12 protein-coding genes are annotated in these 16,864 nt (G+C 70.0%); 9 read left to right on the top strand and 3 right to left on the bottom strand.

Annotated features, from left to right (window positions below):
- Positions 1-71 precede the first annotated feature (71 nt).
- Positions 72-4,790: a translocation/assembly module TamB domain-containing protein gene (locus NR798_RS40855; RefSeq protein ID WP_375768002.1), complete on the bottom strand. Its 4,719-nt coding sequence runs from the start codon at positions 4,788-4,790 to the stop codon at positions 72-74.
- Complete coding sequence (locus tag NR798_RS40850) at positions 4,787-7,039, bottom strand: outer membrane protein assembly factor (protein ID WP_375768001.1); 2,253 nt, start codon at positions 7,037-7,039, stop codon at positions 4,787-4,789. The genes NR798_RS40855 and NR798_RS40850 overlap by 4 nt, the downstream gene beginning before the upstream one ends.
- Positions 7,040-7,203: 164 nt before the next feature.
- On the opposite strand from NR798_RS40850, the gene NR798_RS40845 reads away from it, so the two are divergent.
- On the top strand, positions 7,204-7,524 hold the full coding sequence (locus tag NR798_RS40845; RefSeq protein ID WP_375768000.1) for a hypothetical protein: 321 nt from the start codon (positions 7,204-7,206) through the stop codon (positions 7,522-7,524).
- A gap of 66 nt (positions 7,525-7,590) precedes the next feature.
- On the opposite strand, the gene NR798_RS40840 is transcribed toward NR798_RS40845, so the two are convergent.
- On the bottom strand, positions 7,591-9,141 hold the full coding sequence (locus tag NR798_RS40840; RefSeq protein WP_375767999.1) for a 4-alpha-glucanotransferase: 1,551 nt from the start codon (positions 9,139-9,141) through the stop codon (positions 7,591-7,593).
- A gap of 157 nt (positions 9,142-9,298) precedes the next feature.
- On the opposite strand from NR798_RS40840, the gene NR798_RS40835 reads away from it, so the two are divergent.
- The 8 genes from NR798_RS40835 to NR798_RS40800 all read left to right on the top strand — a co-directional run bounded on the left by NR798_RS40835 (position 9,299) and on the right by NR798_RS40800 (position 16,863).
- Positions 9,299-9,880 carry a DNA-3-methyladenine glycosylase gene (locus NR798_RS40835; protein WP_375767998.1) on the top strand — a complete coding sequence of 194 codons (582 nt, stop codon included), beginning with the start codon at positions 9,299-9,301 and terminating at the stop codon, positions 9,878-9,880.
- A gap of 46 nt (positions 9,881-9,926) precedes the next feature.
- A complete protein-coding gene (locus NR798_RS40830) occupies positions 9,927-10,541 on the top strand; it encodes an RNA polymerase sigma factor (protein ID WP_375773905.1) in 615 nt (204 codons plus the stop codon).
- A 60-nt stretch (positions 10,542-10,601) separates the two neighbouring features.
- The gene (locus NR798_RS40825) at positions 10,602-10,841 is read left to right on the top strand and encodes an anti-sigma factor family protein (protein ID WP_375773904.1); all 240 of its coding nucleotides are present in this window, start codon (positions 10,602-10,604) and stop codon (positions 10,839-10,841) included.
- Positions 10,838-11,905 carry a radical SAM protein gene (locus tag NR798_RS40820; RefSeq protein ID WP_375767997.1) on the top strand — a complete coding sequence of 356 codons (1,068 nt, stop codon included), beginning with the start codon at positions 10,838-10,840 and terminating at the stop codon, positions 11,903-11,905. The genes NR798_RS40825 and NR798_RS40820 overlap by 4 nt, the downstream gene beginning before the upstream one ends.
- Before the next feature lie 11 nt (positions 11,906-11,916).
- Positions 11,917-12,531: a DedA family protein gene (locus tag NR798_RS40815; RefSeq protein ID WP_375767996.1), complete on the top strand. Its 615-nt coding sequence runs from the start codon at positions 11,917-11,919 to the stop codon at positions 12,529-12,531.
- A gap of 160 nt (positions 12,532-12,691) precedes the next feature.
- Positions 12,692-13,762, top strand: a complete 1,071-nt coding sequence (locus NR798_RS40810; RefSeq protein ID WP_375767995.1) for a PAAR-like domain-containing protein — start codon at positions 12,692-12,694, stop codon at positions 13,760-13,762.
- A gap of 3 nt (positions 13,763-13,765) precedes the next feature.
- Positions 13,766-14,581: a hypothetical protein gene (locus NR798_RS40805; protein WP_375767994.1), complete on the top strand. Its 816-nt coding sequence runs from the start codon at positions 13,766-13,768 to the stop codon at positions 14,579-14,581.
- A 170-nt stretch (positions 14,582-14,751) separates the two neighbouring features.
- Positions 14,752-16,863: a hypothetical protein gene (locus tag NR798_RS40800; protein ID WP_375767993.1), complete on the top strand. Its 2,112-nt coding sequence runs from the start codon at positions 14,752-14,754 to the stop codon at positions 16,861-16,863.
- The last annotated feature ends 1 nt before the right edge of the window (position 16,864 follow it).

Here is a 16,864-nt window from a genome sequence, read left to right as displayed (position 1 = left end):
GTGGGTGCGTGCCCGGGAGTCCGTCTCACGGGTAGACGTCTACCCGGGGGCCCCTTCGACTCGCGGGCGCGTCAGTAGTCCTTGCTCCAGATGACGTCCGCGCCGCCCTGCTGCGCGTCGCCGTACTCGCCCTCGACGCTCCACTGCGGGCTGAACTGGTACTCCAGCCGCACGGCGTTGTTGTTCTCGCGCCGGGTGCTGGACTGCGTCTGCGCGGCGCCCAGGCGGCCGGTGTAGCCCAGGTACAGGTCATCCGTGAGGTACGTGCCCACCTCCAGCCGTGCTCCCGCGAAGCCTTCCTCGCCAGCCTCGATGGTGAACACGTCCAGTGGCAGCTTCGCGGCCAGTGCCTTGCGCGCCTGGGAGGCCAGCGCCGAGCCGAGCACCGACGCCACCTGCTCCTGGTTCATCGACGAGCCTCCACCGCCCGCCTTGAGCGTGCGCCGGCCCGTGGCCAGCAGCGTGTAGATCTCCGTCTCCGGCAGCGGCGGCTCGCTGGTGGGCTTGATGGTGAACTCCTTGCCCTGCCCGCGCACGGTGATGAAGACCTTCACGCCCGCGCGCTCGTTGGCGTACTCGGCGGTGGCGTTGATGTAGGGCATGGCCGCCGGGCCGGTGAAGCGCACCTGGCTGGAGTTCTGCACCGTGAGGCGCCGGCCCATCACCTCCACCTCGCCGCGCAGCACGCGCACCTCGCCGTAGATGGAGGTGGCGTCCGAGTACTCGACGCGGAAGTTCTCCGACAGGCCGAGCTCCGCGTTCACGTCCGAGCCCTGCACCCAGAGGTTCTTCGGCGCATTCACGTTGATGGAGTACTGGCGCTGCGGCTCCTCGTCCTCATGGATGGGGCCCGCGCCTCCCGTGGCGCTCCCCGGGCCGGCCGCGTCCGCCGCGGGCGTGGGCCGCTTGCGCCGGGCCGTCTTCATCGGCGTCCCGTTGCACACCAGGACGATGCCCTCGGGCCGCTCCAGCGACTGCAACTCCTTGCGCTTGGCCTCGGGCAGGATGATGTGGGCCTCGGGAATGGCGACGTTGCGCAGGTTGACGAGCTTGCTGGACACCTCGCCCTGGAACTGGGTGCGCATGCGCAGGAGGGCCAGGAGCTGGTCCTCGTAGACGAGGGGGAAGTCGTTGAGGGTGCCCTCGCCGGTGAGCGAGAACACATCCGGCGACGTGCGGTCCGCCTTGGCCTGGAGCTTCAGGGTGCCGCCGCCGCTGCTGGCGGAGAGGTCGGAGAGGTTGAGCTTCTTGTCGGTGACGTCGAGCGCCACGTGGATGTCCTGGTAGTCGCCCATGCCTTCCAGGGCGAGCCGGCCCTTCACCCACTCGAGCGTGCCCCGGTAGGTGGGCGCTCCGACGGTGCCGCCCACGTGCACCTTCTCCATGCGCAGCACGCCGCCGATGGAGCGCACCATGGGCAGCTGCGAGCCGGAGAGGAAGGACAGGTCGAACTCATGCGCGTCCACGTCCACCTCCACCGGCACCCGGGCAAAGTTCACGCCCTTGCGCAGCGTGGGCAGGGACAGGTCCTGCTTCACCTGCCCCTGGGCTATCAGCGTGCCGCCCTTGGGCGCGGACAGGAGCGCGTTGAACACGGAGCGGGCGTCCGCGTAGGTGTAGTGGAGGCGGGCCTGGCCGAGGCCAATCTGGCTCAAGCCGATGTTCTGCACTCCGGCGGTGAGATCCACCTGCGGGTCCGCCAGCGTGCCGCGCGCCTTCATGCTCAGGGAGAGCACGTTCTGCAGCTCGGTGCTCCGGGAGTCGTCCTCCTCGGTGCGGCAGACCGAGGGCGCCCGGGCCCCGGGGCCGGAGGAGGCCAGGCCCATCAGCTCGCGCTGGGAGATGGGGCCGGCGCGGACCGCGAGCGTGAAGGGCACATACCCCACCACCTCCTGGTCCTGCAGCGCGGCGATGGGCGCCTCGACGTGGGCATCCACCTCCGCCAGCAGCGTGCTCTCGCGCCGCGCGACGAGCTGGAGCCTCACCGAGTCCTTGTCCGTGTTCAGCGCCAGCGTGCCGTCGATGGGCTGGAGGCCGCTCACCGTGGCCCGCCGCGCTTCCATCTTCAGCTCGCCCACGGGCGCCAGCAGGGGGCCGGTGACGTTGGCCGTCATCGACAGCAGGCCGCCCGCGCGCTCGGCCACGCCCAGCTGTGACAGCAGGGACAGGGGCAGCTCGCGGATGTCGGCCTTCAGCTCGCGCATGGGCGTGTCCAGCACCTGGTCCGCCGTGGGCGGGTTCGTCAGCAGCCGGCCGAGGGTGAAGGGCGTCGCGAGGCTGGCGGTGGCCTTCGAGCCGATGCCCCGCAGGTCCAGGCTCGCGCTGAGCGTGCCGTCCTTGTCGTCGGAGCGGGCGGTGAGCTCGAAGCCGAGCGGTTCACCCCGCAGCTGCTCGGGCAGCGCGCCCGGCGCGAGCACCACGGGCGGAGGTTGCTGGGGCGGCACACCCCAGTAACGCAGCCCCGAGCCCTGGAGCGACAGCTGCAGGCGGGGATCATTCGCCATCCCCTTGAGCGTCATGGTGCCGGAGAGCATGCCGGTGGCGGACTCGGGCTGGCCGGCCATGCGCAGCGCGGGGCCGATGTCCACGCGGTCCAGGGTGAGCTCCAGGTCCACGGGCTCGCGGCGGTGCTGCATCAGCGCCTGCACCGGCACGTCGTACTTCGCGGAGATGCGGCCCGCGGGAGCGTTGGCGGCGAAGGTGCCGGTGGCGCGGTCGCGCACGTAGCGGCCCTGGAGGTCGAAGCCCAGGTCCGCGTACTGCTGGTAGCGGCCCCCGCGCAGGGTGAGGTCCACGGTGGCGTCCGGCCGGGCCATGCGGCCGCTCACCGCCACGTGGCCGGAGAGTTGGCCGTCCACGTCGAGCGTCGCGGGCAGGAAGGCCTTGGGCAGCTGCCCGAGGTCGAAGTCGCGCAGCTCCGTGCGGGCGTTGATGCGCTCGCCCTCCATGCGCAGGGCCAGCGAGAGGAGCTGCGGCCCGGAGGTGAGGGTGAGGGGCTCCTTCTCGGTGGCCACCTCCACGCGGCCATTGCCCCAGCCCAGGTGGGTGGGGCGTTGGAGCGTCCAGCCGGCCTCGGGGTAGCGCAGGGTGAGGGTGTCGAGCCCGAGGCCCTGGTTGTCCGGGTCCACGGTGCCCTTGAGCGCGACGAGCAGGTCCGTGGCGCCGCCGGTGCTCACGGTGGCCTCGAGGGCGCGGCCGCGGGTGAGGAGCGAGGCGTTCAGGTCCTCATAGGTGCGGCCGCCGGCGCTGAGCTTCGTGGCCTTCAGCGTGGCATCCGTGGTGAGCGGCTGGGTGACGTCCGGCACCCGCGCGTCGATCGTGAGGCCCTGCACGGAGGTGTCCGCCCAGGCGAGCGCGTCGAAGCCGCCCTTGAGGCTGGCGGCGGGATGGCGGACGGGGCCGGACACGGTGAAGTCCAGGGCGCCGTGGCCCGAGAGGGGCAGGGGCTTGCCATCGCCCAGCCGCCCCACGGTGTTGGCGAAGACTTCCAGGTCCGAGGCCACGAGCCGGCCCTCGATGCGCATGTCCTCCTGGGTGCCGCCGCCGCGCGCGGTGAGGCTGGCGCCGGGGGCCTGGGCCAGGAGCTGGGAGAGCTCGAAGCGGCCCTGCTTCGCGCTCGCGTGCAGCTCCACCGGGCCGAGCGTCCGGCCACCCACCTGCGAGGGCGGCATGGTGAGGTCCACCGTGCCATCGAGCGTCTCCAGGCTCTTGCCGCCGCCGGTGACGCGCAGGTCCGCGGCGAGCACGGTGCTCGGTCCGCCGCCCAGCAGCTTGCCCAGGTCCAGTTGGCGCACGCGGGCGGTGAGGCCGTCGGTGCGCAGCTGCTCCACGTTGAGTGTGCCCTCCACCTCGGCGGTGCCGTCGGCGGCCTGGGCATCCAGGTCCACCCGCACCGTGTCACCCGCCTGGGCCACGGTGCCCGACAGGGTGACGGGCGCGGCCACCGGGTAGGAGGGCAGGAAGGCGCGTGCCGTCTCCGGGGAGAGGCTGAGCTTCTTCACGTCGACGCGGGCCTGCTTCTCGCCCTCCAGCGCGCCGCTCGCCTGCAGTCCGAGGCCCGGGGCGCTCATGTCCACATCGGCGTTGAGCTTGCCTTCCTCTCCCTGGGCCTTCAGGGCGAGGCGCACCGGGCCGGCCACGGGCTTGCCGAGGCTGGCGGTGGCGTCGAGCTTCGCGTCGAGCGCCTCGGTGGCCGAGGCCCAGGAGGCCGTGCCCGAGGCATCGAGGTCATCCAGGCGCACCTCGCGGTTGCCCTCGGGTGCCTCGGCCACGTAGTCGACGGAGCCGTCCTCGAGCTGCAAGTCCTCGAGGGTGAAGCGCAGGGTGCCGCGCGGGGCGTTGGGGTCCTCCGGCGGCTTGGGCTGCCGGGGCTCGATGGCGCGCGAGAGGTTGAGGCCGCGCTCGTCCTGGTGCAGGTAGAGGTGGGGCTGCTCCACGCGCGCGGAGCTGAGCACCACGTGCTTGCGCAGCAGCGGGGCGAGCTCCAGCCGCGCCTCCACCCGGTCCACCTCCGCCACCAGCTCGCCTTCGGGGTCGTACAGCTTCACCCCGGTGAGGACGACGGAGCGCAGGCCCAGGTCGAGCCCGCCCAGCTCCAGCTTGCCCGACAGCTGCTCGTTCGCCTGCTGGAGGACGAGCGCCTGGACGCGGGCCTCACCCGCGGGGCCGGTGAGATAGAGGAGCGCGCCGGCCACGAGCACCAGCACCAGCCCGAGGAGCCCGAGCAGGCCCCACAGCAGCCAGCGGCCCCGGTGCTTCCGGGAAGGGGAGGGGGTCGGGGTGTCGCTCAAAATGCTTCTCCGATGGACAGGAAGAACGTGCAGAGTCCTTCCGGGCTTCCCGCGTAAGTATTGCCCTCCGCCGCGTTCGCCTCTACCCCACCGATTCCGAAGCAATCACCCAATCCACCTTCGGTGGTGGCCGCGCCGGTGGCCGGGTCGAAGATGGGCAGGGGCCGGCCGATATTCAACCTCCGGGCCATGTCCAGCCGCAGGGGCCCGACGATGGTGACGTAGCGCACGCCGAGTCCTACCGCCTGGTAGTGGTAGTCCCCGAACACGCGGCCGCTCTCCTTGCGCACATCGGACTGATGGGAGCCGAAGTTCAGCGGGCCGGCCCCCACCAGGCCGGTGTCGTGGAAGGCGGCGAGGTACAGGTTGCCGATCAGTTTGAAGCGCAACTCCACGGAGGTCTCGACGAGGCTGTTGCCGCCGATGGGGACGATCCGGTCCACGGGGGCCAGGTCCTCGTCGTCGCTGACCCGGTTCATGGGGGAGAGCCGCCGGCTGTTGAAGCCACGCATGGAGGCGCCGCCGCCCGCGAAGAAGCGGTTGACGATGGCGCTCTCCTGCCGGATGCGTTCGCCCCCCTCGTTGGTGACCACGGCGGTCAGCAGCGTGCCCAGCCGCAGCCGCGCCGCCAGGGTGAAGCGCTCCTTGGGGCCGAACGTGTAGTAGCCACGCACGTCCGGCAGCACGCGCAGGAACGTGTAGTCGCCCTGCAGGGGTCCACCGCCCTCCTGCAAGGACAGGGCGGTGTAGAAGCCGTTCCTCGGCGCGATGGGATCGTTGCGGCGGTCCCACTCCGCCACCTGCTCGAGGTAGCTCACCGAGATGTTGCAGGTGTCCGCGCTCCCGCTCGCGGGGCAGCCCAGCACCAGGGGCGGGACGGTCGTCTGATCCTCCAGGCCCCGCTGGCCCTGCAGCCGGTAGAGCTCCAGGTTGTAGGTGGGCGTGAAGGAGAACTCCGGGTAGGGCTGCCAGATGACGCCGCCCCGGCCGCGCGCCCCGATGAAGTTGAAGGCCTGCTCCAGTCCCCGCTCCCCGGTGAGGGACGTCTGCAGCCTCACGTCCCGGGCGAGGAAGCGCGGCTGCTCGAACTCGATGTCGAGCCGGCCCACGAGGCCGTGCGGGGTGCTGAGGTTGGGCGCGTCCCCCTCGCCGTCCCCGTCCGTGTCGATCTGATCGAACGCGGCACCGATGGTGGGGATGAAGGCATAGCCCACCCGGCCGTTGATGGTGAGCCGGCGCAGGCCGCCGAAGAAGTTGCGGTCCGTCCACTCGCCCACCGCGCGCACCTCCTGCCGGGCCGCGTCCAGGCCGATGCCGCCGCCCAGGCGGATGGAGCGGAAGGGCGCCTCGCGCACGTCCACCACCACCGGCACCGTGCGGGCCTCCCGGTCCGGCGCGCCGCGGTTGACCTTCACCGCGCCGAAGACCCCCATGCGGAAGACGCGCGCCTGGGCCTCGGACAGCGCCGTCTCGCTGTACCAGTCCCCCTTGTGGATGGCGCCCTGCGCCTGCTCGATGATGCGCCGCGGCTTCACCTGCGGGTTGGCGTCCGTGGCCACGAAGATGTTGCCGAAGCGGTAGCGCAGGCCCGGCCTCACCTCCAGGAGCACCCGGGCCTCGTGGGTGGCCAGGTCCACCTGCACCTCGCCGCTCACCTCCGCCTCGGCGTAGCCCAGCTCGCGCAGCCGCTGCTGCATCAGCTCCTTCGTCTCTTCCCAGCCCTCCTCGCGGAAGATGGTCCGCTCCTCGCCCGCCTGCGCCGGCCGCACCGGCAGCTCCTCCAGCACCCGCGCGCGGTGCTCCGGGGGCAGCGCGTCCATGCCCTTCACCTCGAAGGCCCCCACCCGGGTGGGCTCGCCTTCCCGCAGCACCTTGACCCGGAGCGCGACGGCGTCCTTCCCCTTGTGCACCACCGTGTCCTCGAGCTGCTCCGACTCGAGCTGCATCTGGTAGTAGCCCTGCGACTGGTAGAAGCGCTTGATGCGCCGCAGGTCCGCCTGCCACGCGTTCTCGTCGAAGTAGTTGGGGCCCACGAAGGGGTTGAGTGGCTCCCACCAGGGCGTCTCGCTGGTGACGATCTTCTCCTTGATGTCGGAGGCCTTGACCTCGTCGGCGCCCTCTATCTTGAGGTCCACCACCTTGGGCTGGTCCGGCCGGGTGGCGCCCGAGGGGGTGCCACACCCGGCCACGAGCAGGAGGAGGAGGGTGACGCGCAGCGACGGGCGAGAGGGAGAGTCAAAGACGTCCACTCAGGATACATAGCCCGGACCGTCGGGGATGCACCCGCCCGGCGTGAAGCCTCTCCGCCAGCGGACATTTGGTGCCCTCGGGTGGGGATGCTCTGTCCGCTGGCGCGCGCCACGAGGCGCGTGGGACGTGCATCCCGGGCTCGCCTGCTCCAGAGTGGGGCCGTATGTCATGGCCAATCAGAGGACTCCTCGGGGCGGCGGCGCTGGCGGTGCTCACCTCGTGCGGTGTGAGCGAGGACGAGGTCGTGCAGATCCGGGAAGGGCAGACGCTGGGTGACCCCGAGGTGGGGCTCCAGTACTGCTCCACCTTCGGCTGTCCCTACGCGGACCAGGCCTGTCTCGAGGTGTTCTTCGAGTACGGCCGCTCCCCCGCGCTGTGCCTCACGCTCGACGTGTGCGAGCGGCTCCAGTGCGCGAAGGAAGGCCAGGAGTGCGCCATCTTCGATGGCTTCCCCGGCCAGGTGAAGTGCATCGCCCCGAGGTAGTCGCGCCGCGGGCCCGGCCACGGCACCGGGCCCCCCGTGAGAGGGACCCGGGCCGCCAGGCACGCTTCAGCGGCGCGCCGAGGCGGTGAGGAGGCCCAGCCGCTCGGCGGCCTTGCGCGTCTCCTCGGTGCTGAGCAGGTCCTCGACGTTCTGGCTCATGCGGTAGGACCAGTTGGCGTCGCCCATGGTGCCCGGCAGGTTGATGCGGTCGCGCGTGCCGAGCACGTCCTGCCAGGGCAGCACGCACAAGTCACTGCCCGCGTTGAGCGCGGCGGCGAGCATGGCCCGGTGGATTTCGGGGGTGAACTCCTTGGTGACGCCGAGGCCCTGGAACTCGGGGTAGACGCGCGCGATGGCCAGGCGCTCCTCCTCGGTGGCCGCCTCCGACCACCACTCGGCCACGGGCTCGGTGTCGTGGGTGCCGGTGGTGACGAGCGACACGGCCGGGAACTCATGCGGGTTGCGGTAGACGGCGTCGTCGCGCTCCCAGCGCATCACCCGGTAGCCCGGCAGGCCCAGGTCCTTGAGGATGGTGCGCACGAAGGGCGGAATCACCCCCAGGTCCTCGGCGACGATGCCCGCGTCCTTCGACAGCAGGCGGAAGTGCTGCTCGCCGTAGCGCTTCCAGGCCTCCTCCGTCTCGGGGATGAAGCGGCCGGTGGGCGTCTTCTCGTCGCGGATCCACTGGCGGAAGTAGCCCACCGCGTGGTCCACCCGGCGCAGGTCGTAGTAGCTGGCCGCCTTGACGGCGCGCGACTTGAGCCAGCGGTAGTCGTCCTTCTCCATCCGCTCGAAGTCGAAGTAGGGCAGGCCCCAGTCCTGGCCCGTGGCGGAGAAGGCATCCGGCGGCACGCCCAGACGCGCGTCGCGGCGCAGGATGTCCGGGTGCGCCCACACGTCCGAGCTGTCCTGGCCGATGATGAAGGGCTCATCCCCGCACAAGAGGACGCCGCGCGCCTTGGCCCGCTCGCGCACCATGTTCCACTGCGCCTCGGCCACCCACTGCAGCCAGGCGTGGTAGCGCACCTCGTGCTCCAGCCGCGCCGTCTCGGCCTCGAGCGCCTCCGGCTGCCGGGTCTTCAGCGGCTCCGGCCACTCCCACCAGGCCGCCTGGTGCCGGTCATGGGAGATGGCGGTGTAGAGCGCGTAGCTCTCCAGCCACTCTCCCTGCTGCTTGCGCCAGGTGTCGAACTCCCTGGCGCGCGGGGCGTGGGGCCACTCGGTGCGGTCGAAGTGGTCGAAGGCCCGCCGGAAGGCGGCGCCCTTGAGGCGGAACACCAGGTCATAGCGGATGCGGGGGGCCGCGCGCGCCTCGGCCAGCAGCCGCTTCTCCTCGTCGGAGAGCGCCGCCTCGCCGCCGGTGGCGTGGAACTCGGGCAGCAGCTCCAGGTTGATGAAGAGCGCGTTGAGCCCGAACGCCGAGCGCGTGGAGTAGGGGCTGGGATCGCCCGGGGACGTGGGCAGGAGCGGCAGCAGCATCAGCAGGCGCTGGCGCGCCGTCTCCATCCACTGGAAGAGGCCATCGAACCCGCCGAAGTCGCCGATACCGAAGTCGGTCTTCGAGCGGAGGGAGAAGAGCGGTAACAGGAGACCGGAGATCCGGCCGGTAGAAGCCATGGTGGGCGCACAATGCACCACGTCCCCCCGGGTGTGAACTGTCCTGGCGCCCAGTCAGGGGCCGCCGTGTCCGCTCGCTCGCCGGGGGAGACCCCGGGCCCCGTCCGGGCGCCGGCCATTGACGGCAGGAGGGGCCGGCGGCATCCGTTCTCGTCCCGTGCGTCTCCCCGTCTCCTTCTATGCGCGCCCGGCGCTCACCGTGGCCCGGGAACTGTTGGGCACCCACCTCATCCTCGAGGAGGGCGGCTGGCGGCGCGTGGGCCGCATCGTGGAGACGGAGGCCTACGTGGGCGAGCACGACCTCGCCTGCCATGCGGCCAAGGGGCGCACGCCGCGGACCGAGGTGCTCTTCGGGCCGCCGGGGCGGGCCTACGTCTACCTCATCTACGGCATGTACCACTGTTTCAACGTGGTGACGGACGTGGAGGGGGTGGCGTCCGCGGTGCTGGTGCGGGCGGTGGAGCCGGTGGAGGGGCTGCCCGAGGAGGCCCGGACGGACGGGCCGGGGCGGCTGTGCCGGGCCCTGGGGCTGACGCTGGCCCACAACCGCTGGGATTTGCAGGACCCGGCGCTCCACCTGGCTCCGGGCGAGCCGGTGCCGGAGGCCCAGGTGGAGCGGGGGCCGCGCATCGGGGTGGACTATGCCGGGGCGTGGGCCCTGGAGCCCTACCGGCTCTGGGTCCGGGGCAGTCAACACGTGAGCCGTCCACCGTCCCGCCGCCGCCGAGAGCGGCCTTGACGGGGCACGGCTTGGCTGGAAGGGTGTGCCCTCAATGTCCGACGAGATGTCCGACGAGGCCGTCAAGGAAGAGGACCGGCAGCTCGTGGCGCGGGCCCAGGCCGGCGACATCAGCGCCTTCGAGGCGTTGGTGGAGGCCCACCGGGACAAGGTGTACGGCCTGACGCTGCGGATGACGCGCTCCGAGGCGGATGCCGCCGAAATCACCCAGGACACCTTCCTGTCCGCCTACCAACACCTCAAGGACTTCCGCGGGGATGCGGCCTTTGGCTCGTGGGTGCACCGGATTGCCGCCAACAACGCGCTGATGCGGCTGCGCCACCGCCGGGTGGTGCAGGCGGCCGAGGAAGAGCTCCAGGGCCCGGAGTTCACCGAGCGGGAGAGCCTGGCCGAGTACCCCTCCCAGGACTGGAGCCGGAGCGCCGAGGGCAAGATTCTCGACGCGGAGCTCGGGCGGGCCATCCAGGGGGCGACCGACCGCCTGCCCGAGGGGTACCGGGAAGTCTTTCTCTTGAAAGACGTGGAGGGCCTCAGTTACGAACAGATCGCCGAGGTGACGGGGGATTCCATCCCCGCCATCAAGAGCCGGTTGCACCGCGCCCGGCTCGCGCTTCGCGAAGCCATCGATCGGTTCTACAATCAAGGCAGTGTGGGCGGGTGAAACCCATCGGGAGGCCAGGCATCTTCGTGAATGACGAGGCAGGCCACGGCCGAGGTCCGGATGTACACGTGTAAAGACGCCATCAACCTCCTGTTGGAATTCCTCGATGGCGAGATGCCACCCGAGGAGTCGAAACACCTGCGCGAGCACCTGTCGGGGTGCGCGCCGTGCGTGGACTTCTTGCGCACCTACAAGGCCACGCCGGGACTCTGCAAGCGGGCGTTGGCCCAGCAGATGCCGCAGGAAGTGTCCACCAAGCTCACCGAATACCTGCGCGCGCGCATCAAGTCCGCCTCGTGAAGCTCAACCTGAAGTCGCTGTCGTTGCCGGAGTTGCAGCAGGCCCTTGCCCCCGCGGAGCCGTCACCGGTCGCGGTGCGCAAGGTGTTCGCCTCCGTGTTCGCCCATGGGGCCTCCTCGCTGGAGGACGTGTGCCAGGCGCCGCAGGTGCCGCGGCGCGTCGCGGACCTGCTGCGGGCCGACGCGGAGCTGACGCGGCTGGAGATCGTGGAGCGGCGCAAGGCCGACGACGGCTTCGTGAAGTACCTCTTCGCCTCGCCCCTGGGAGGGCGGGTGGAGGCGGTGCGCATCCCCATCTTCGACCACAAGTACGTGGTGTGCATCTCCAGCCAGGTGGGCTGCGCGCTGGCGTGCGACTTCTGCATGACGGGCAAGCTGGGCTTCAAGCGCAACCTGCACACCTGGGAGATTCTGGACCAGGTGCTGCAGATTCGCGCCGAGGCGGACCGGCCCGTGCGCGGCGTGGTGTTCATGGGGATGGGGGAGCCGCTGCTCAACTACAAGGAGACGCTGCGCGCGGCGCAGATCCTCTCCCACCCGGCGGGCTTCGCGATTGCCGGCCCCTCCATCACCTTCTCCACGGCGGGCCACGTGCCGGCCATCCGGCGCTACGTGCGCGAGGGGCACCCGTACCGGCTGGCCTTCTCGGTGACGAGCGCGATTCCCGAGAAGCGGATGAAGGTGCTGCCGATTGAGAAGACGCACCCGCTGCCGGAGCTGGTGGAGGCCATCCGCGAGTACGCCACGGTGCGGCGCGAGCGGGCGATGATCGCCTACGTGGCCATCAGCGGCTTCAACCTGGGGCGCGAGGACGCGGAGGCGCTCAAGGCGACGTTCGAGGGCATCCCCATCAAGGTGGACCTCATCGACGTGACGGATCCGACGGGCAAGTACCTGCCGCCCTCGGCCGAGGAGTTGAAGGCGTTCCGGGACCACCTGCAGATCCTGGGAGCGCCGATTGCGCGGCGCTACTCGGGGGGCAAGGACATCGGGGCGGCGTGTGGGACGCTGGAAGCTTCACAATACGGCGGCGTGGTGCTGCCGCCGCCGGTGACCGCTGGTTAAGTTGCCGGGGCATGGTCGAGTTCCTCGACAACCTCATCTCGCACATCGGACTGCTGGGGCTGCTGGTGCTGGGGCTGGCGGCGGCCATCGAGTACGTGGTGCCGCCGTTCCCCGGGGACACCATCACCCTGCTGGGGGGCGTGTACGCCATCCGCGGTGAGCACCCCTGGCCGTTGGTGTTCCTGGTGGTGGTGGCGGGGAGCGTGGTGGGCGCGTTCATCAACTACCAGGTGGGACGGTGGCTGGTGGGGCGCTTCGAGCGCAAGCCGGGGGATGTGTTCTTCGGCATCAGCCATGCGCGGCTGGAGGCGGTGCAGTCGCAGATGCGGCACAAGGGGCCGTGGTTGCTGCTGGCCAACCGCTTCATCCCGGGCGTGCGGGGGCTCATCTTCGTGGCGGCGGGGGCGGCGCACATGCCGCGCAGCAACGCGCTGATTCTCGGGGCGCTGTCGGCGATGGCGCACACGGGCCTGGTGCTGGCACTGGGCGCGGCGGTGGGCGGCAACCTGGAGCGGCTGGAGGCGCTGATGTGGCGCTACCAGTGGGCCGTCCTCGGACTGGTGGGGGTGGGCGTGATTGCCGTGGTGGTGCGGGCCCTGGCGAAGCGCAGGGCGCAAGTGACATGAGCACGGCGGGCACGCTTCGCTGGAGTCGCTGCCAGAGGCTCGCCTGACTCCCGCATGATGGACGGTCCTGCGGGTTGGATGTCGTCTCGAGTAGCGTCATGATGACTCAGGGCCATGGCGTATCCGTGTCGTCTGAATGGAGCGTTACCTGGGGGGAACCATGAAGGTCTTCGCTAACGGGATGGCTATCTCGCGCAAGGCCGGGGACGGCAAGTTGATTGCCGCCTTCCCTGATGTGTGCCTGAGCCCACCCCCACCACCAGCGGGCCCTGTCCCCGTGCCGTATCCCAACTCCGCGTTTTCCAAAGATCTGAAGGAGGGGAGCAAGAGCGTCACGGTGGACGGTCAACCCCTGGCTCTCAAGGACCAGAGCTTCTTCAAGTCCTCACCCCTGGGAAATGAGGCCGCTACCCGCAGCTTTGGCGGGAGTGTTGCGAGCCATACCATCACGGGGAAGAGCTACTTCAACAGTTGGTCGATGGACGTCATGGCCGAGGGCAAGAGCGTCACGCGCCATCTCGACTTGATGACGTCGAATCATGCCAGCTATCCCGGCTCGACTCCTCCCTTCGCGGAAATGGAGGAGATGGCGCTTCTGGCGCTCTCTGATGCGAAGGAGGACTTGTGCCCCTGCTGTTGGAACCCCGGTTGCACGGCGGCCATGTCCAAGAGCTTTCCAAGCGGTCAGAAACGGGAAGCCTTCTCGTTCCGTGAGTGGTACCAGCTCGATGAGAAAGACGCCTCTGGCGCTCCTACCTCGATAGCACAGGCGCGGGCCAGCACGCTGGCGGCTCTGCCCTGTAGCCAGGGAACCTGCCCCAATGCGGGGAAGCAGGAAAGAAAGTCCGACCCGCCCTGTGATGTCTATCGGGTCACCACGTCTGTAGAAGCCCAGAAGAATGTCAAGGGCATCCGCACCCGTAGGAAGCAAGAACTGCGCAGGCAGTTCGGAGTGCCTCAAACCGCAGATGAGCTCGCGAGGAATGTCCTGGGCAATCCAGCGGCCACCGAAGCCATGCTCTTGAGTACGCCAGGTTGGACTCAGCGAAGGATCGACAAGGCCCTACAAATTGATCACCGGACTCCCCGGTCGGCTGGCGGCTGCCCCACCTCTGACAACAACACGGTGGCGAACGCACAGCTCTGCAAGAATTGTGTTGATGCTGACGGGCTCCTCGATACCTGGAACAACGAAGAACTGACTGCTCGAAGAGCGAAGCTGGGTATTTGAGCCATGCCAGACACCATCATCAAGAGACGGCGTTGGACGGTCAAAGGCTATCATGCCTACCCGTTGACGGAGGATGACCACGGTCTGCCTGACTATCAAAAGTGGTTGGATTTGGATATGCTTGTCGCGGCAGCCAAGAAGGGAGACTTTCGTCGGATGCCAGAACTCCCGGCGCGAGTGGCTGCCGCGGATGATTGGGTACGCAGGGGCGATGACGTTGCTCTCCTGGGCGATGCCGGAGATTCGAAAACACTGGCCCGAGTCCGTGACGAGATCCTGCCTGCGTGCAGCGACTCCGTCATGCGGCTCGCATACGCAGAGGTGCTCTGTTACTGGGGCAGTCTGTCCACTGTTCCCGTCTTGATTGAGCAATACCGGAAGTACCATTTTAGTGAAGACGCTTGGACCATCGCGGAGTGGCTGAGCCGGTTGATGGAAAAGAAGCCCGGAGTGCTCAATGACTTTCCGACAGAGGATGATGACGAAGAGGCTGAAGCCTATTGTCGCGTGGCCAGGAGCCGATACGAAGAACTGAAGGGACTTCTGGGTACAGACGACGTGGTGCTCTTTCGCGGCAATGTCGTGGGCATCGACAATATCTGCCAGCGGATGTTGGACGACCTCAGGGACAAGCAGTTCCACGAAGAGATGCGTCACAAATTCGAGGCTTGGACTGGCGTCGACTGCTCCGGCTTCTATCAGAACGAAGTGCTCCAGCCGCTCTCCGCAGCGGCCATCATCGAGGACTTCCTCGACAGTCCCGAGCGTGCGCGGTACGGCGCCGGTGAACGGTACTTCTTTGGCCATCGGCTGGCATGAAGTCATCGTTCACGGGTTGAGCTTGGGTGGGAGGCGCCCAGCGCATCCTGGATGAAGCGCCAAGTTGAGCCAGGTCCATCGCCCGAGGGATGGGCCAAATTGTTGTTCATCCATCCGTCCCCAGCGGGAGCCGTTGAGCGTACGCGCAGAGCCGCGATCAAGTGGCGGTCATGCTCCGCTCCCACCCGTGGTTGATGCTCCTCGTGGCCTTCGTGCTCGCTGGCGGTTGCCGGTGTGACGAGCCACCCGTGGGCGGGAGCCGGGGGGACTTCGACGTGGAGCGGCGGGAGCTCGACTTCGGCCGGGTGCTCGAGGGTGACACGGCGCGCCGCCCGGTGACGGTGGTGGGCACGGGCCGCGCCAGCGTCACCGTCTCCGCCTTGGTGCGCAGCGGCCCCTTCTCCCTCGCCGAGAGCCAGGTGTCCGTCCCCGGTGCCGGCTCGGTGTCGCTGGAGGTGCTGTTCGCGGCGGGAAATGGTCCCGCGGAGGGCACGCTGGTGCTGTCCGCCGGAGGGCGCACGGTGGAGGTGGCCCTGCGGGGCGAGGGCGTGCGGCCGTTGGCGTGCCTGCCCTCGGCGCCGTGCCGCCAGTCTCGCTTCGAATTGGAGACGGGAGTGTGCGTGGAGACGGAGGCTCCGGACGGAGCGGCGTGCATCCCCAGCAGCCGGTGCCAGGAGAACGGCCGCTGCCAGGCCGGAGCCTGCGTGGGCTCGCCGCGCACGTGTGACGACGGCAACCCCTGCACCGGGGATGCGTGCGCTCCGGACCAGGGCTGCATCACCTCGCCGGTGGTCTGCCCCGCGCCGAGCAACCCCTGCCGCGTGGGCGTGTGCGACCGCGAGCGGGGGTGCGCCGAGGTGGATGCCCCGGACCTCGTCGTCTGCGGCAAGGTGGACTGTGTCACCGCGCGGTTGTGCTTCTCCGGCACCTGCCGGGAGGTCCCCACCCCCGAGGGGTTCCTCTGCGCGCCCGCCACGCCCTGCCAGGGCGAGGGCCACTGCCGTGCCGGCGAGTGCGCGCGTCCGCCCGTGGAGGAATTGGCCCCCGCCTTCGCCCAGGAGCTGGGCGGCGAGCCCTCGTTCTCACCCGGTGGGCCGGTGCTGCTCACGCACGGCGAGGCCCTCTACGCGTCGGTGTGTGGCGGTGATGCGGGCTGCCGGCTGGTGTCCTACACGAGCGAGGGTTTCCTGCGCTTCGAGACGCCCTATCCGGAGGGGACGGCGCGCGTGCTGCTCGCCGTCTCGGACGCGGGCGTGGTGCTGCACGAGCCGGGGGCGCTCGAGTCCTATGCGTCCTCGGTGACGGGTGCTCTCCAGTGGCGCGTTCCCCTCGCGAGCCTCGAGGCGCCGCCGGGTGCGGAGGGGCTCGTGCCCTCCACGGGCGCGGGGCGTGTCGCGCTCGGGCCCGAGGGGGAAGTGCTGTCGCTCGTGTCGTGGACACCGCCGGAAGCGGGGGATGGCGGCAGCGCGGCGGCGCTCGTGATGCTCGCCCCGGATGGCGGCGTGTCGCGCCAGGGGGCCTTGGAAGACGTCGGCTTCGCGGGAGAGGCGCGGGTGGCGCTGGACTCGCGCGGAGAGGTGTTCCTCTTCGCCGCGGGGGGGCCGCTGGTGCACGCCGGGCCAGAAGATGGGGGCACGGGCTTCCAGTCCGTCCCGCTGCTCGCGGAGGTGCCGGAGTCGGGGGCCTCGCTGGCGGTGGCGGGGGACCGGCTCTTCGCGGGGACGCGGGCCTTCGTGGGCGTGGATGGGGGACTGCCCGCCCTGGCGCGGTGGGACGCGAGTGCACCAGGAGTCCGGCCGCTCGACGAGCCCGTGCTGTTGCTGGACGACACCGGTTACGCCTTCGCCCGGACCTGTCCGCGCACGGATGGCACGGCCTGCGCTCCAGCGGAGGAGGGCGTGCTGCTGCGTGCGTTCGACGCGCGGGCGGGCGCGGTCCGCTGGGAGGTGCCCCTGTTGCCGGACGAGGCTCCCGGGGTGCTGCACGAGGCCGCGCTGGTCCAGGGCGGCGCGGTGAGCGCCGTGACGAGCATGCGGCTCGGTGCGGAGACGCGGGCTCACCTCCAGGTCTTCGCGGAGGGCGAGCGGTTGATGATGTGCCCGCTGCCCGGGACTCCCCGCGTGGTGGGGGCCACGTACGCGGGGCACTTCGTCTACGTCGCCCTCGAGCGGGAGGGCACCTGGCGGCTGGAGGCGTTCGACCTCGCGCCGTTCATCACGGCGGAGACGCGCGGGTGGTCCCAGGGGCCCGGCGTCTCCGGCTCGCGGCGCGCGCGCCCCTGAG

Source organism: Archangium gephyra, from assembly GCF_042230915.1.
In the GTDB taxonomy this organism is placed as follows: Bacteria; Myxococcota; Myxococcia; order Myxococcales; family Myxococcaceae; genus Archangium; species Archangium gephyra_B.
The sequence above is the reverse complement of the archived record's forward strand: the minus strand, read 5'-3'. Positions and strand labels throughout refer to the sequence as shown.

Excerpts from the sequence above, each read along its gene's own strand:
- NR798_RS40845 (WP_375768000.1), top strand. The coding sequence starts at position 7,204 with ATGTCATGGCCAATCAGAGGACTCCTCGGGGCGGCGGCGCTGGCGGTG.
- NR798_RS40840 (WP_375767999.1), bottom strand. The coding sequence starts at position 9,141 with ATGGCTTCTACCGGCCGGATCTCCGGTCTCCTGTTACCGCTCTTCTCC.
- NR798_RS40830 (WP_375773905.1), top strand. The coding sequence starts at position 9,927 with ATGTCCGACGAGGCCGTCAAGGAAGAGGACCGGCAGCTCGTGGCGCGG.
- NR798_RS40825 (WP_375773904.1), top strand. The coding sequence starts at position 10,602 with ATGTACACGTGTAAAGACGCCATCAACCTCCTGTTGGAATTCCTCGAT.
- NR798_RS40815 (WP_375767996.1), top strand. The coding sequence starts at position 11,917 with ATGGTCGAGTTCCTCGACAACCTCATCTCGCACATCGGACTGCTGGGG.
- NR798_RS40810 (WP_375767995.1), top strand. The coding sequence starts at position 12,692 with ATGAAGGTCTTCGCTAACGGGATGGCTATCTCGCGCAAGGCCGGGGAC.
- NR798_RS40805 (WP_375767994.1), top strand. The coding sequence starts at position 13,766 with ATGCCAGACACCATCATCAAGAGACGGCGTTGGACGGTCAAAGGCTAT.
- NR798_RS40800 (WP_375767993.1), top strand. The coding sequence starts at position 14,752 with ATGCTCCGCTCCCACCCGTGGTTGATGCTCCTCGTGGCCTTCGTGCTC.